Annotated in this window: 15 protein-coding genes and 1 riboswitch; of the genes, 6 read left to right on the top strand and 9 right to left on the bottom strand. The window is 50.5% G+C overall.

Translation table 11 applies throughout. The annotated features are described in order from the left end of the window. Positions 1–935, top strand: a 935-nt coding sequence (locus VMT62_04015) for a hypothetical protein (GenBank protein ID HVN95572.1), incomplete at its 5' end; no start/stop codon positions are given. A gap of 108 nt (positions 936–1,043) precedes the next feature. Here VMT62_04015 and VMT62_04010 read toward each other — a convergent pair. Genes VMT62_04010 through VMT62_03995 form a run of 4 tightly spaced genes read right to left on the bottom strand, consistent with a single transcriptional unit; the run spans position 1,044 to position 2,701 of the window. After that, positions 1,044–1,376, bottom strand: coding sequence for an ATP synthase F0 subunit C (locus VMT62_04010; GenBank protein ID HVN95571.1), 333 nt, complete (start codon positions 1,374–1,376; stop codon positions 1,044–1,046). A 27-nt stretch (positions 1,377–1,403) separates the two neighbouring features. Continuing rightward, positions 1,404–2,102, bottom strand: coding sequence for a F0F1 ATP synthase subunit A (gene atpB, locus VMT62_04005; protein ID HVN95570.1), 699 nt, complete (start codon positions 2,100–2,102; stop codon positions 1,404–1,406). Further along, on the bottom strand, positions 2,092–2,487 hold the full coding sequence (locus VMT62_04000; GenBank protein HVN95569.1) for a hypothetical protein: 396 nt from the start codon (positions 2,485–2,487) through the stop codon (positions 2,092–2,094). The genes atpB and VMT62_04000 overlap by 11 nt, the downstream gene beginning before the upstream one ends. Further along, on the bottom strand, positions 2,462–2,701 hold the full coding sequence (locus VMT62_03995) for an AtpZ/AtpI family protein (protein ID HVN95568.1): 240 nt from the start codon (positions 2,699–2,701) through the stop codon (positions 2,462–2,464). The genes VMT62_04000 and VMT62_03995 overlap by 26 nt, the downstream gene beginning before the upstream one ends. A 428-nt stretch (positions 2,702–3,129) precedes the next feature. Here VMT62_03995 and VMT62_03990 point away from each other — a divergent pair, with 428 nt between their 5' ends. The 3 genes from VMT62_03990 to VMT62_03980 are packed head-to-tail and all read left to right on the top strand — an operon-like array spanning position 3,130 to position 6,446. Continuing rightward, positions 3,130–4,590 carry an ATP-binding protein gene (locus VMT62_03990; GenBank protein ID HVN95567.1) on the top strand — a complete coding sequence of 487 codons (1,461 nt, stop codon included), beginning with the start codon at positions 3,130–3,132 and terminating at the stop codon, positions 4,588–4,590. Continuing rightward, positions 4,533–5,069, top strand: a complete 537-nt coding sequence (locus VMT62_03985) for a hypothetical protein (protein HVN95566.1) — start codon at positions 4,533–4,535, stop codon at positions 5,067–5,069. The genes VMT62_03990 and VMT62_03985 overlap by 58 nt, the downstream gene beginning before the upstream one ends. A 9-nt stretch (positions 5,070–5,078) precedes the next feature. Beyond that, complete coding sequence (locus tag VMT62_03980) at positions 5,079–6,446, top strand: sigma-54 dependent transcriptional regulator (protein HVN95565.1); 1,368 nt, start codon at positions 5,079–5,081, stop codon at positions 6,444–6,446. Positions 6,447–7,046: 600 nt separating this feature from the next. Here the strand turns inward: VMT62_03980 and VMT62_03975 are convergent. Next, positions 7,047–7,196, bottom strand: coding sequence for a hypothetical protein (locus VMT62_03975; protein HVN95564.1), 150 nt, complete (start codon positions 7,194–7,196; stop codon positions 7,047–7,049). 427 nt (positions 7,197–7,623) lie between these two features. Then, positions 7,624–7,717: riboswitch (cyclic di-GMP riboswitch) on the top strand. A 51-nt stretch (positions 7,718–7,768) separates the two neighbouring features. On the opposite strand from VMT62_03975, the gene VMT62_03970 reads away from it, so the two are divergent. Beyond that, positions 7,769–9,046, top strand: a complete 1,278-nt coding sequence (locus tag VMT62_03970; protein ID HVN95563.1) for a hypothetical protein — start codon at positions 7,769–7,771, stop codon at positions 9,044–9,046. A 129-nt stretch (positions 9,047–9,175) separates the two neighbouring features. Here VMT62_03970 and VMT62_03965 read toward each other — a convergent pair whose 3' ends face one another. The 4 genes from VMT62_03965 to VMT62_03950 all read right to left on the bottom strand — a co-directional run bounded on the left by VMT62_03965 (position 9,176) and on the right by VMT62_03950 (position 14,377). Beyond that, on the bottom strand, positions 9,176–10,468 hold the full coding sequence (locus VMT62_03965) for a nucleotide sugar dehydrogenase (protein ID HVN95562.1): 1,293 nt from the start codon (positions 10,466–10,468) through the stop codon (positions 9,176–9,178). 95 nt (positions 10,469–10,563) lie between these two features. Continuing rightward, on the bottom strand, positions 10,564–11,133 hold the full coding sequence (idi, locus tag VMT62_03960; GenBank protein ID HVN95561.1) for an isopentenyl-diphosphate Delta-isomerase: 570 nt from the start codon (positions 11,131–11,133) through the stop codon (positions 10,564–10,566). 12 nt (positions 11,134–11,145) lie between these two features. Continuing rightward, entirely contained in the window at positions 11,146–13,029 is a 1,884-nt protein-coding gene (dxs, locus tag VMT62_03955) for a 1-deoxy-D-xylulose-5-phosphate synthase (protein ID HVN95560.1), read from the bottom strand. 31 nt (positions 13,030–13,060) lie between these two features. Then, positions 13,061–14,377, bottom strand: coding sequence for a nucleotide disphospho-sugar-binding domain-containing protein (locus VMT62_03950; GenBank protein ID HVN95559.1), 1,317 nt, complete (start codon positions 14,375–14,377; stop codon positions 13,061–13,063). Between the two features lie 216 nt (positions 14,378–14,593). Here VMT62_03950 and VMT62_03945 point away from each other — a divergent pair, with 216 nt between their 5' ends. After that, entirely contained in the window at positions 14,594–14,950 is a 357-nt protein-coding gene (locus VMT62_03945; protein ID HVN95558.1) for a hypothetical protein, read from the top strand. The last annotated feature ends 151 nt before the right edge of the window (positions 14,951–15,101 follow it).

Raw genomic sequence — 15,101 nt, 5'->3', positions numbered from 1 at the left:
TGAAAGAGCGTTACGGTGCAATAAAGGGCATGATCGAGAAGCAGCACGTGCATGAGCATTTCGGCAAGAACAGGGATGTGTGGGCCTTTTCTGAAGGTGAAAAGAAAGTGACCATGGCGCTTCTAAACTTTCGACGGGGCATCCTCATATCCAGGCGCCTCTTCAAAGAACCTTTTTACACGGAAACGCCGGACCATGCGATCATGACCTTTCTCTTCCAGTACTACGGTGCACACCCTATTCCTGACGAGATTATTCTCTCGGAAGAGATAGGGGACATGGAGTATCTGGAGAAGTATCTTGAGGAACGTAAAAGAGGGCCACTAAAGGTGCTCGGTCCCAAACACCGGTTTGCTCAGGAGATGGTCCGTCTCGCAATTGAAAACCTCCACGAGCCACAGCCGGTAGCGCTCGATGAAGCCTTCAAGCGGACCCTCTCCTTGAGAGGTCTGCCTCACCGCATGGAGATCTACGATATTTCCCATATCCAGGGCAAGAACCCTACCGGCGTCATGGTCGTTTACGAAGACTTCAAGCCGCTCAAGAAGGGGTACAGGGTTTTCCACATCAGACAGGCTTCGACTCTCGATGATGTGGCCATGATCGACGAGGTCTTGAGAAGAAGGGCAAAGGACACGGCCCTTGGACCTCTGCCGGACCTCTTTATCATAGACGGAGGTAAGGGACAGCTGGCGGCAGCAAAAAAGGCCCTTCAGGCAAGCGGCGTGGACAGGGATCTCATCTCAATTGCAAAAGGTGAAAGAAGGAAAAGGATGGAAGATTTCATCTATATGCCGGGTAGAAAGAACCCGCTCGTTCTTGCGAAAGCCTCACCTGTTTTTAAGGAAGTTGTGAGAATGAGGGATGAAGCACACCGGTTTGCCGTTGCCTCCCATCATCGATGGAAGAAACGGGAGGATCTAGCGCCCGCATGATGACGGAAAGATAGCGGCGCAGTAATTCTCGCGGCCTATAACGCCGCCCATTGGCACCGTTTTGTTGAACGGAAGAGGGGCGGAATGGCTTTCCGCCCCGATGTGTTCTTACAGTTTTCCGATCAAAATAAATGAAATAACGAGTGAATAGATAACAAGCGATTCGATCATGGCGAGACCGATGAGCATCGGAGTCAATACCTTGCCCGAAGCGCCGGGATTTCTCGCTATACCTTCGAGTGCGGCAGCAAGACCTCTACCCTGACCGATCCCGCCACCGGCAGCCGCGATGCCGAGACCGAGACCTGCAGCCAGAGCAGCCATCTGTTTCACCGATGAATCGAGACCTGCTGCTGGAGCTTCACCGGCAGCACAAGCAATACCGTACATAACAGCGAGGAAAATCCCGAGGAGCATTAAAACCGTTAGAAACCTCTTCATGATATTTCACCCCTTTCTCTATTTGTATTAATGTTCTTCATGCGAAATCGCTCCGGCAAAATAAGCCATGGAGAGGAGCATGAATACAAAGGTTTGTACCAGTGCAACGAGACAGCCTAATACCCAGGCGGTCAATGGAAAAATGAATGGCACGAATCCGATGGCCATTGCCGTTACCATATGATCGCCGAACATATTGCCGAAAAGCCTGAGCCCCAGTGAAACCGGCCGGGCGAGATGGCCGATGACTTCTATGGGGATCATGATAGGCGCAAGCCAAACCAGAGGCCCCATGAATTGTTTCAGATACTTGATACCGTGCTCGCGGACCCCGTAATAGTGCGTCATAACGAAGACCGTCAGCGAACAGGCAAACGTTGTGTTCACATTGCTGGTGGCCGGCATGAACCCAGGCACCAGGGCGGAAATGTTATTGAAAAGGATAAAGAGGGCAAGGGTTCCGACAAGCAGGGTAAACTCTTTGCCCCGGGGGCCCATATTCGTGGTGACAAGATTGGAAAGGGTCTCGACGATAAGCTCTGCGAAGTTTCTGAAAGTAAGCTTGCCGGCCGGCACGATATCGTCCCCTGCTTTTTTCAGTTGAACGTAACCGATGAGAGCCGCGATGAGGACTATGACGGAAACGAAAATCCCGTTGGAAACGTGAGGCGGAAGATTCTTAAGAAAGGGGATCAGAGATACCCAGGTGAACCCTTCATGCTCCATCTTTCTGTCTCCTTTTGAACATTGGACTTACGAGGCTATAAGTATGTGCGAGGATGATGGATACGAACAACGTCGTCAGTCCCATGAGGAAAAAGACCACGTCGATATTTCCGTATTTGAGTATAACAACCACCGCGGTTGCCAGGGCCAGGAATTTGAAGGGAAGAACAAGAAAAAGCGCCTTCTTGTGCGCGGAGGATTGTGTAAGACCGCCCTCAAGGATTTTTCTTAAGAGCCTGAAATTTACTATCATGATGGAGCTTGCGACGCCGAAACTGAACAGATATCTGAAATCTTTCATGACGGCAAAGGAAAGGACCGAGCCCAGAACAAGCATGGCCAGGTTGATGCGTTCTATGTCACTTATTGTCGTTTCTTTCATCATCTTTTTCAATCTTCTTCAACAGTCTGATAGCCGCTTTCACGGCTGCTGCGACACCGAAAAGCATAAAAATTATCGTAAGATATGGTGAGGAATGAAAAAGCTTATCAAGATAGTAACCCATAAGGATGCCGATAACGACGCAAAGGCCCATCTCAAGGCCGTGAGAGCTATACTGAAGCAGGGCTACCAGATTATCTCTCTTATTATTTGGCATGGTTATTGCCATCGCATATACCGATCATTTTTCTAACACAGGGAGCCTCCGGAGTCAACGTTTTTTCTCCACAAATTGTGTGGGGAACGCCGTAAGACAGATGGCGGAAACGGGCACATGCCGTTTCCCTATTAATCTCATCGACTTTGTTGCACTATAGCTCATATTGTGCTATGTATTGTGACAGGCAGAGCGGTTTCTCATGTTCCCGGCTTTCACCGTCATCAAGCACTGCAAAGAGCCAGAGTAGACAAGCGTCGCGACCCGTGTCGGGCCTCTGGCCCTGGATGAAAAAGATGGCTAAGGGGAGGAGAAAATAGTGGAGACGGGGCGCCCAAAACAGGTCCGGCGCAAGAAACTTTAAACGGTAAAGAATACACCATGATCACAGCGCACAATCCGGAAGACCGTAAGGAACGGGTTTTCTGATGGCCATAAAGAAGCGGTTCACCATCTTTTCCCGGCTGATCCTTAGTTATTTCATAATAATTTTGGTTATGGGGGGCGTAAACGCCTATACCGTTGTGAAGCTCCATCAGTTGAATGATGAGGCGATTAAAATTTTCAACGTTGATGAGCGCATGATAGATCTCAAACAAAAGCTTGCCGATTCGATCCTCACGCAGCTGGGATATGAAAAGAAGTATGCCATTACTAAAGACCCTGTATTTCAAAGCCAGTTCAAATCGGCTGAAAAGGATTTTGACACCTACCTCGGCCAGGCAATGCCCATGGCAGACACGCCGGAAAAGAAGGATGCATTGAGCCGTGTGAAATCGCTCCATGAACAATATGAAGCGCTCATACGTGAAGAGATAGAACCTACCGGCACAAGTCATTTCTCCTCTTTCGGCATGGGATATGAGAAAGAAAGAGAAAGGGTTGTGGAGCAGATTCTCGAAGCATTGAAAGCGCTCGAGAGTCACTCCGCCGCGGATATTTACGCCCGGATGAAGCTTTTGCAGGACGCCGCGGGCTCAGCACTCAAACTGGCGGTTCTCATGTTTGCAGTCGCTGTTGCACTCATCCTGGGGATTTCTTTTGTCAGTACCCGAAGCATAACAAATCCCATCAGGATGCTCATGGAGAAAACCAAAGAAGTCTCCCGAGGGGTCTTCGAGGGGAATCTCAGCATCTCTTCGCCTCCCGAGATATCGCAGCTGGCACAGGCCGTCAATGTCATGTGCGACAAACTCCAGAAAGTGGACAAGATGAAATCCGAGTTCTTCGCGGCCGTTTCTCATGAGTTGAGAACCCCTCTCACCTCCATAAAACAGGGCATGAGTCTGCTTGGGGAGGGTGTAGGAGGACCGATTCCTGACAAGCAAGAAAGGCTCTTTGCCATCATTTCCGAAGAGACGAACAGACTGATTGACATTGTGAACCGTCTGTTGGAGCTTTCGAAAATGGAAGCAGGCATGATGTCCTATGATTTTCGCCACGAGACCCTCCCACCTCTTGTCCAGAAGGTCGTCGTGGAGATGAGCCCTCTTGTTGAGGCAAAGAAGATTAAGCTTCAGCTCACGATAGAGCAAGAAATACCCCCCCTGAAACTCGACAGGGAAAGGATGCTCCAGGCCCTGAGGAATTTGGTTGGAAACGCGGTAAAATTTACTCCTGAAGGGGGGAAGATCGGAATTTCGGCGAATCATACGGATGGGTCGGTGATGTTGTCTGTGCAGGATACCGGTCCCGGCATACCCAAGGAGAACCTTGACGCCGTGTTTGAAAAATTTCGCCAGCTGCCGATCAAGAATTCCGAGTGGGTAAAGGGCACGGGGTTGGGGTTAGCGTTTGTTAAATATATTATCACGGCTCACGGAGGAAGAGTATGGGCGGAAAGCGAACCCGGCCAGGGAAGCACATTTATATTTGTTTTGCCGGTTTAATCATTTGTATGCTTGGGGCATGTGCTGCGCCCTCGAACAAGACAGACACGGCAATGACAACGAGTAACAGCGAGCTTCGCTGGCATCCACTCGTGTCAGATACTCTCACCGGCGAACAACGGGGTCTTGCGGACACAAAAAAGCCCCTGGGCGACGACGAGCTTTTCAATTCGGCCCTTGATTTCGCCAACCCGGCCAATCCGAAACGAGATTATAATAAGGCTTTGGTGGCGTTACGGAAGCTTGAGGAAGATTATCCCAGGAGCCGTTGGATCAATTCTTCCAATATCCTTATCGATGTGATTCAGGAGAACATCAGATTAAGGAGGTTACGAACTGAAGCCCAGCAGGAGATCACGAAATTGCAGAAGCAATCCACAGAAACGGCCCAGGAGAATGCGCGATTAAAAGAAGTGATCGAGCAGTCCAAAAAGGTCGATATCGAGATAGAAGAGAAGAAAAGAGAAAAAGCGCGATAAAGGAGCGTTATGTCCCTGGGAAGAATATTGGTGGTCGATGACGAGCGAAACCTCGTTGAGGTGATCCGCATGGGACTCGAAGCAGCGGGCTACGAGGTTGTCGCCGCCTACGACGAGAGGGGAGCCATCGAACGGGTAAAAGAACAGGTCGTCGACCTTTCTATCCTGGATCTTCAACTTGTGGATAAGGACGGCATATCCCTGATGGAAGACCTCCATCTTATCATCCCGCACATGCCCGTTATTATCCTGACCGGCCACGGAAGCATCGAGACCGCGGTCAAGGCAATGAGACGTGGCGCGTACAGCTATCTTACCAAACCATTCGAATCCCAGGCGTTGCTGTTTGAAATTCAGAAAGCCATGGAAAATAGGCGCCTTTCATCGGAAATTGAGAGGCTCAAGGGGCTCCTTGAAACAAGGTATAGCTTTTCCAACATAATAGCGAGGAGCAGCAAGATGCAAAAAATCCTGGAGGCCGTCTCCCGCATCGCGAAAACTGACTCCACCGTCTTGCTCCTCGGGGAAAGCGGGACGGGGAAAGACCTGATCGCGAAGACGATCCATCTCGCCAGTGATAGAAAAGAAAAGCCTTTTGTGGCGATCAACTGCGCAGCACTTCCTGAACCGCTGCTGGAAAGCAATCTCTTTGGGCACGAGAAAGGCGCATTCAGCGGCGCGATCAGGGAAGCGAGGGGGCTTTTCTTGCAGGCCCACGGGGGCACGATCTTCCTTGATGAGATTGCCGATATGCCCCTTTCCATCCAGGCAAAGATTCTCCGTGTCCTTCAAGAGAAACAGGTTCGTCCCATCGGGAGTGAAAGATTGATTGAGGTGGACGTAAGGATCATCGTGGCCACAAACAAGAATCTCGAAGAGCAGATGAGGCGGGGATTTTTCCGCGAAGATCTCTACTATAGGGTCCATGTGATCCCCCTTCATTTGCCTGCCTTAAGGGAGAGGAAGGAGGATATCCCCCCCTTAGCCGAGCATTTCCTTGAAAAGGCTAAGCTGCAAATGAGGAAAGAGATCAAAGGACTCACTCCTCAGGCTATGCAGAAGCTGATGCTCTACGACTGGCCGGGCAATGTTCGCGAGCTGGAAAACATAGTTGAGTATGCTGCCGCCATGACCGATAAGGACTTCATTTCGGCAGAGCTCATTCTTCAGACCAAAGGGGTGGAGGCCCAGGAGCCGATAAGGCCTCTCAAAGAAGCGCGTGATGCCTTTGAAAAGAGTTATCTCATTTATCTTCTGGAACTCTCCAAGGGAAACGTCTCCGAAGCAGCGAAAAGCGCCGGTAAGTACAGGGCCGACTTCTACGATCTTCTGAAAAAACATAATCTTAATCCGAGTGATTTCAAGAACATAGAATAGAATGTAGCGCGTTCGTTGGAGCCGATCTTCGCGTGTACTGGGAGAGCGCCTAGCCAGCCGGCCTCTCTTCCCCTTTATACATCATTTTGGCACCCGCAAAAGTGTGATCCATGTCATTGATTCCGGAGGAACAAGCGTTTTACCATATGCGCATGGAAGGATATGGGCCGAAAGATGACATTGCTCGATCCCGGGCCCATAAGAAGACAGAATCGATCAATTGAGAGGGAGGGGTTATGGTAACATTCTTTGCTTTCTTAGCAGGCTTTTATCTGGGGATATTTCTCTGTTCGCTCCTGATTGTAGCGGGCCGCAGAAGGTCCAAAGAAGAGGCAAAAGATCTTTTGCTGGAACAGCCTAAAGTCCGCCAAACTGCCTGTTCATAGGCCATACACAGACGTTGCACGCAGAATAGAAGACGACTTTACTATCGTAATGAATCACGGACTATAATCGGGTTGCATGTTTTGTTGGTGCGAACTGAAGTATAACACTGTATTAAGAGACTGAAAGTTTGCGCCGATATGCTGGCTCCCATGTCGGGATTAAGTGGACTGCGTATAAGCAATCGCCAGGAAGTACGAATCCCCGTTATTTGAACTATCTCTCATCCGTCTTGTGGAGCGGATGAATCACCTGGAATTGGGGCAATGACTGATCATTTTCTTCATACTTGCGACTTGCCGTGAGCAGCGAAAAGACAAATATGCCAAGGTAAAAGCCTGCGAAGAAAGCAACGAACGTAACCATGCGCCCTCCTATCTGGTTATTACAGACTGCAAATTGCTTGCCGTTAGGCGGTACCGCTTATAGCAAACGGTAATCTATGGACTATTTGCGTCCGGGCATCGCAACAAGGCCCGGCCATGAAGGGTTTTACCTGCATATTGCATAAGCTAATAGAGGGGTTTTTCCTACACAATGGACAGGCCGATGGCACAATGGAAAGCATGGCTTAAGAATACTCAAAAAATATGAATAGCTTTTTCCGTTGTTATCCCCTGACGTAATTTTTGGGACCGGGTTCCCGATCGATCGGATTCAAAATTTCTTCTCCCGGACGAGACACAGTTATCTCGTGAGCGGTTTCCCGGCGAGTACAAAATATTCAAATTGACTTTGATCACACGGTGACATCGGTCATTGGATTAGATTGAACAGCTGTCATACAATGTAATCCTGTAAAAGGCAAACCGGCCGAAAGACCGGGACGCAAAGCTCCTAGCCTAAGTCTTCTACGTGGGAGAAGATAGGGCAGTAGAGCTGCCAGGAAAAGTATCCCATGTGCTTCCCTGGCCACAGAACATCATCAGGAGGTCATTATGGGATATCAAGCATCACACAAGAGACGAGGGGTATTTCTACACTTTTTTATGGCGGTATGCTGTCTCATTTGCTTTTCCTTCCTTCAGGGGAAGGCAGGTGCCACACAAGTCACTCTAACCTGGACCGCAGAAACCGGTGTTGCCGGGTATAAGATATATTCCGGATTGGCGAGCGGTGCGTACCAGTGGGTTGTTAACGTGGGGAACGCGACGAGCTACACGACCGGAGATCTTACCGCCGGCTACACATACTATTTCGCGGCCACGGCTTATGACTCATCGGGCCTGGAGACCGACTATTCCGGTGAAGTGAGCTATGCGGGCAATGGTTCCCCCGGGGCTTGCGTCTATTCGATTTCACCAGGAAGCTCAACTGCCAGTGCTACGGGCGGATCGGGCACGGTTGCCGTGTCCACCCAGAGCGGTTGCGCCTGGACCGCCGTAAGCGGCGCCAGTTGGATTTCCATTGCGTCAGGCGCGAGCGGTACAGGAAGCGGGACCGTGGGCTATACGGTTTCATCAAACTCGGGATCTGCAAGGACCGCCGTGTCAACGATAGCAGGCCAGGCATTCACACTCGCGCAAAGCGGCCTGCAGTCCTTTGTCATCACCCCTTCAGCAGGAACGGGCGGTTCAATCTCTCCGTCAGCGGTAGCGACGGTTAATTACGGGGCTAGCCAGACATTTACCATTACACCGAATAGCGGATATGCTATAAGCAACGTTACCGTCGATGGCGCATCGGTTGGCGCCGTATCTTCCTACACGTTCAGTAACGTGGTTGCAAGTCATACCATTGCAGCAACGTTTGCTCAGAATACCTATACCTTAACGGTGAGCACTTCAGGCACCGGTACCGGGTCAGTGACCACAAGTCCTACCGGGACAACCTTTACTGCAGGTACACTCGTAACCCTTACCGCTGCACCCAATGCAAACTCTACCTTCACCGGATGGTCGGGTGCATGCTCAGGAACGAGTACAACCTGTCAGGTAACCATGAACGCAAATACGAGCGTAAGTGCTGCATTTACCCTCAATGCGACAAAGACCTATGCCATTAATGCCTCTGCCACCGGATCGGGCGGGTACATCTCCCCATCAGGAACCGTGTACGTGAACCAGGGAGGCAGCAAGACTTTCTCCATTACCCCCAGGGCCGGGTACAGAATCAGATACCTTATCGTCGACTCCATGTTCGTGACCCCATCCTCATCATACACGTTCAGCAATGTGCAGGGCGGGCACACTATCAAAGCTTACTTCGGAAGGTGATTGCTGCTATGGAGCATAGCGGATAGCGGATGATTCCGTGATCAAGTCCGCGTAAAACAACAAAGGCTGTGCCGGAATCGGCACAGCCTTTGTTGTTGAGAGTATGCTCGCTGCGAAGCGAGTCCGTATCTACGCCCTATAGATGAGTTTACCCTTCTGCTTGACGATCGCGCGGGTATCCACAACGGGAATACCGAAGGCGTTAAAATCGATCTGTCTGTAAGTATCGTGAGGGGTCGCGATGAGGATCAAATCGTATTTTGCCTGTATGGGTGACGATTTTCTTCCGGCGAAGTGAGGAAATTCTCGTGTATGGCGTATGATAGGGATGTAGGGGTCATTATAATGGACCCTGGCCCCCAGGGCTTCAAGCTTCTCCATCAATCTGTAGGATGGCGACTCCCTGTCGTCGTCCACGTTTCCCTTGTATGCGAGACCGAGCATGAGAATTTTTGAGCCCTTGATCGGTTTTCCGGTGTCGTTTAAGGCCTGGAGGACTTTTCCGACGACAAAGTCGGGCATTGATGTATTGATTTCACCGGCGAGTTCAATGAACCGGGTGGGGCATTCGTATTCCCTTGCCTTCCACGTCAGATAAAATGGATCTATAGGTATGCAGTGACCGCCGAGCCCTGGACCGGGGTAGAAGGCCTGGAAGCCGAATGGCTTGGTCTTGGCCGCATCGATAACCTCGAGGATGTCAATCCCCATTTTGTCGAATAGTATTTTGAGCTCATTGACGAGCGCGATATTCACGGACCGATAGATATTTTCGAGGAGTTTCGTGGCTTCGGCCGCTTTGGTCGATGAGACAGGCACCGTTCTCTCGACCACGGAATCGTAAAGCGCCTTGGCAACCCTGAGGCATTTTTCCGTATAACCCCCGACTACTTTGGGCACTGTCTTCAGGTTGAAATCTTTGTTGTTGGGATCTTCTCTCTCCGGAGAGAAGGCAAGATAAAAGTCCTTGCCGGCTTTGAGGCCCGTCTTCTCCAGAATGGCCCTCATATCCTCGTCTGTGGTACCTGGATAGGTCGTTGATTCGAGAACCACGAGCTGGCCTTTTTTGAGGTAGCGTGCAACGGTTTCTGTGGTATTGAAAACGTAGGTCATATCGGGCTCACGATTCCTATTAAGCGGTGTCGGAACGCAAATCACGATGCAGTCCATTGCATTGAGCAGGGAAAAGTCAGAGGTCGGCGAGAAGCGGGCGGACAGGACGCTCTTCGATTTCGATAAATCGATATGTTTGATATAGCTCTTATACTCTTTGAGGGAGCGTATCTTTTGAGGATCGACATCGAAGCCTGTTACGCTGAATCCGGCTTTGCAGAACTCGATCACCAGGGGTAGACCTACATAACCGAGACCTATGATTCCCACGTGGGCGTTTCGTGACATAATCTTATCTGCTACGTTCATTATTCCTCCTCATAGAGTTAATATGATAAATCATTTTGACAGATGGAGCCACAGATTCATGAGCCCTTAAAAGGCTCACGTTTCCTGGTCATAGTTTAGCCACGGTTCAAAAGACGCGGCGGCAAATCAAGTTCACGGAACCTCTGCCACTCCGTTTTGAACCAGGGAGTGAAAGTCCGAGGTTGCTTTCTCAATTGTTCGTCGAGTTCGGGTATGGCGATGAACTTCCATTCTTCTATTTCTTTCGGATCAGCCCTTACCGGTCCGTTTGATACTCCGGAAAAAACGACGCACATCTCGTTTTCAGATCCGACATGGCCGAAGCGTGCCTGATAACGAAACTTGAAAAGACGGGAGAGATCGGCCCTTAACCCAATTTCTTCTGACAGCCTTCGTGATGCGGCTGCCTCGTAGGTTTCCCCTTTTCGGGGATGGCTGCACACGCTATTCGACCAAAATTGCGGCCACAGCGGTTTTGATGAAGATCGTCTCTGTAACAGAAATTCGCCCATTTCGTTAAAGATAAATATGGAGAAGGCACGATGCAATATGCCCCTGCCTTTGTGGCACATGTCCTTGGGCTCGTATCCGACTATTTCATCCTCTTTATCGACGAGAATCAAGAGATCATCGTGATTTGTGACGGCACGATTACATTTCGTCATAGCACCCTGTCTTCACTCCTTTTCGTGGACAATCTTTGTAACCGTGGCGGCGATCTTTTCCGCGGTAAGGCCGTACATCTGTCGCAGGACCCCCTGCGACCCATGTTCAATAAACCGGTCCGGGAGCCCAATGCGCGCAACTCTCGCATCGAATCTCAGTCGGTCCGAAAGCGATTCCAGCACGCCGCTCCCAAACCCCCCCTTAAGGGCGTTTTCTTCCACGGTGATAATGTATTTGTGGCTCTCGGCGATGCTTTGCATGAGCTCTTCGTCAAGAGGCTTTACAAACCGCGCGTTGATCACGGTAGCGTTGATGCCCGATTCCTCGAGAAGACTCGCTGCCTGCACGGAGGGATGAACAGAAGAACCCACGGCGAGAATGGCGATATCACGTCCTTGCCTTACGATCTCCCATGACGGTACTCGTACGGACTTCAGTTCATCATCTAAGGGGATGCCGAGTCCTTTTCCTCTGCTGAATCTTAACGCTATCGGACCGTTCTCGTGCTCAAGTGCAACTCGTAAGAGGTGCTGCAACTCATTTTCGTCTTTTGGGGCCATAATGACCATATTCGGCATAGATCTCAGATAAGACAAATCGAAGGCGCCGTGGTGCGTTGGACCGTCCTCGCCCACGATTCCACTTCTATCGATAATGAACTTTACCGGCAAGTTCTGCAAACATACATCGTGCAATATCTGATCGTATGCCCTCTGCAGGAATGTCGAATAGATCGCTACAAAGGGTTTTGCCCCGCTTTTGGCCAGACCGGCAGCGAACGTGACAGCGTGCTCTTCGGCGATGCCAACATCGAAGAACCTCGATGGATATCGCTCTTTGAAGAGGCTTAACCCCGTCCCGTCTTTCATAGCCGCGGTGATTGCCACGATACGCGCATCGTTTCTCGCCAAACGGACCAGGGTCTCTCCGAAAACCGACGTATAGGTTGGGATTGCCGACGTTTGGTCAATCTTCCCATTCGTGTGGTTAAAGGAGCCTATCCCGTGAAAACCAACCGGGTCTTCCTCGGCGAAGCGATATCCTTTGCCCTTGGAAGTGGCTAAATGTATCAGGATAGGACCTTTCAAACGTTTTGCGGATTCGAAAGCGTCGCACAAGGCCGCTATGTCATGACCGTCGATAGGGCCCAGATATTTAAAGCCAAGCTCTTCGAATACTGCCCCGGTCCTGCTCGGGGTAAGCACGTGCCGCGCCCGCTGCATGAACTGGGCGAGCAAGCCGGTCGATAACTTCCTGGATCCCTTCTCATCTGACGGCAGGTTCTTCTTCCTATTCATTCTGTAAAGAAATTCCATCCTGAGTCTGTTCAGGTAGCGGCTATAAGCCCCCACATTTTTTGAAATTGATTTTTCGTTATCGTTGAGCACCACGATGAGATCGGTTCCCATGAAACCGGCATGATTCATTGCCTCCAGCGCCATGCCGTTTGTAAGGGAACCATCCCCAATAACAGCGATGACTTTATGGGAGAGACCGCTGAGATCGCGCTCTATCGCCATGCCGAGGGCCGCAGAAATGGACGTGCCGCTGTGGCCGGTATCGAAAGCATCATAAGGGCTTTCTGAAGTTTTTGGAAAGCCCGATATGCCTTCAAACTGCCTCAACGTGTCAAATCGGTCGAATCGCCCGGTAACAAGCTTGTGGGGATAGCACTGATGGCCCACATCCCAGACGATCTTGTCCGTGGGTGCGTCAAAGACACGATGAAGGGCCAATGTAATCTCAACTACCCCGAGACTGGACGCGAGATGGCCTCCATTCCTGGAAACCGTTCGGATAATGGTTTCTCTGATCTCGGAAGCGAGTTGGGTAAGGTGTTCTTGATCCAATTCTTTGATGTGTTCGGGAAACAGGTTCTTGTTTAATAGGGTCATCTTTGCTACCTCTTTACCGTACTCAGGCAGATCATGCCCAGCGTTTCTCAATCCGGTCCATGGCCGCCGCCGGACCTCCATATGCCTCTGCTCTGGACTTGAGAAGATTTACCCTCTTCAAATATTCGGCGTCCCCGAGAACCTTACTTACTTCCCCATACAAGATTTCGGCCGTCAAATCATATCGTTCTTGAACGAAAAATGTGAACGTACCGTATGGCCAGTCCCCTGTCACATATCTACCCGGGTCACGGCTGAGCTTTAACAAAACACTTGAGCCCAACTGTTCAAGCCGTCTTCCGTTTCCTTCCTGCTCGGTCTGAAAAGGAATCACGACCGAGGGCTTTCCGTAGGAAACACATTCCATCATGGTTGCGTATCCGCCGTGAAATACCACTAGGTCGGCTTTCGAAATAGCACGTTTTCCGGGCACCCACGGAAACATCCTCACGTTGGCCGGCAGGTGAGAAAAATCGCGTGCATCAACCTTGTTACCCGTGGACACAATGACCTGAACCGGTTTGTCCGCGAATGCTCGAATGATGGTGCGAAAGAACAGGTTGTTACCAGTATGTCCGGCTCCTCCCCCTATGGTCACGTAGACCATGGGCAGGCTGTCGTCAAATTCCGGCATCGATCCTGATGTCTCGTCAGTTTCGGTCGCGATGCTCAGTTGTCCTGTGAACAGGGTTTGTGCGTCTTCAGGGACAGGTTCAAGCTCCGGAATGCCCGGGATCAGGTACAAATCGCCCCGGAGGAGGTCCCCCACGGTTGCTATGGCACCTAAATCCATTGTCTTGAGCCAGGGATTAACAAGCTTAAGCGAATCCGGAGGATTCATGGCGTCGGATTCGTCGCCCCACCAGATAATACTCTTTGTATCGGGGTGGGTAGCGTAACGGACAACCTGAACGATCGGGAGCATCGCCTTCTTTGCCGTTGGACGGGCCATCAAACTGGTGTCAGCTACGATCACGTCCGGATCGAACCTGCGCACGGCCCGAAGATACTCGTTCAGTCTGCGCGTGAGAATTTTCTCGTCGGTTAATCCGTCCCTCACAACTTGATAATCGAGCGAGGAAAATCCCGTGAAAAAAATTGGAGATTGACTCGATCCCGCCATCTTCCGCTTTGCTGCCGAAAGCAAAGCCTGCCAATGCCTGAATCCCCTATACCTCCTCGCCACGAAAACAGGAAACTCCCGGGCCAGAAATTTCTCATACCGGGAATCTGACAGCATGAAAGCACAGGAGTGACCCCTGCGATGAGCCTCTTGTGCGAGGACGAGGCACCTGCTGATGTGGCCGAAGCCGCCTCCCCCGTCGCTCGGAATCATGAGAATCTTCATGCCGCGATCCTACCCTTTATGACAGAGTACGATAGTCCAGGGAAACGTTGTCAAAACGCTATCGAGCACAAAGTAACGCCCTACAAACAGGCAAAAAGCCCTTTTTGACCAGTTTTTCAGATGCTCCGGATGATTACCAAGTTGACGTATGTTCTTTCTGAGCAGAAACATTCTGGTCAATCGATACAAGGGTTCATTCGGTACTGAAAAGAGACAATGACCATTGAACCGATGAGAGATTTCCCGCAAGACCTGATCAGGATCGTCGAGATGCTCGAGGACCTCCAGACAGAGAATAAGATCAAAGGAATCAAGCTTGACCGGCAAATGCTCTATATCGCCATTTATCGGATGGAATTCGAAATCAGCAAGAAGCTTCCTGGAATACATCAAAGAATTGATATTCGAATCCAGGCCACAACCGAAATCGAATTGAATAGGTCTGTCTCTGAACAGTTTGTTCATATCAAATCCTTCACCACAGCCGAGGTTAAGAATACGAGCATGATCTACCTGGGATACCATCTCGAAAAGTCTTTCGGAAAAGGCACCAATTCTGTGAACTGCAAATGATTGTCCGCACTGGTACTTGTTAAGGTTGGATGATGAATACCCATCGATGTCACTCATCGCGCGCTCCCGTAAGAAATAAGTGCGTCAGAGATGCTTGAAGTTGTGCGGCCGCCGGTCAGGTACCGGTCGCGGTAAGGCGGGCATGGACGAA

Source organism: Syntrophorhabdaceae bacterium, assembly GCA_035541755.1.
Classification (GTDB): Bacteria; Desulfobacterota; Syntrophorhabdia; order Syntrophorhabdales; family Syntrophorhabdaceae; genus PNOF01.
The sequence above is the reverse complement of the archived record's forward strand: the minus strand, read 5'-3'. Positions and strand labels throughout refer to the sequence as shown.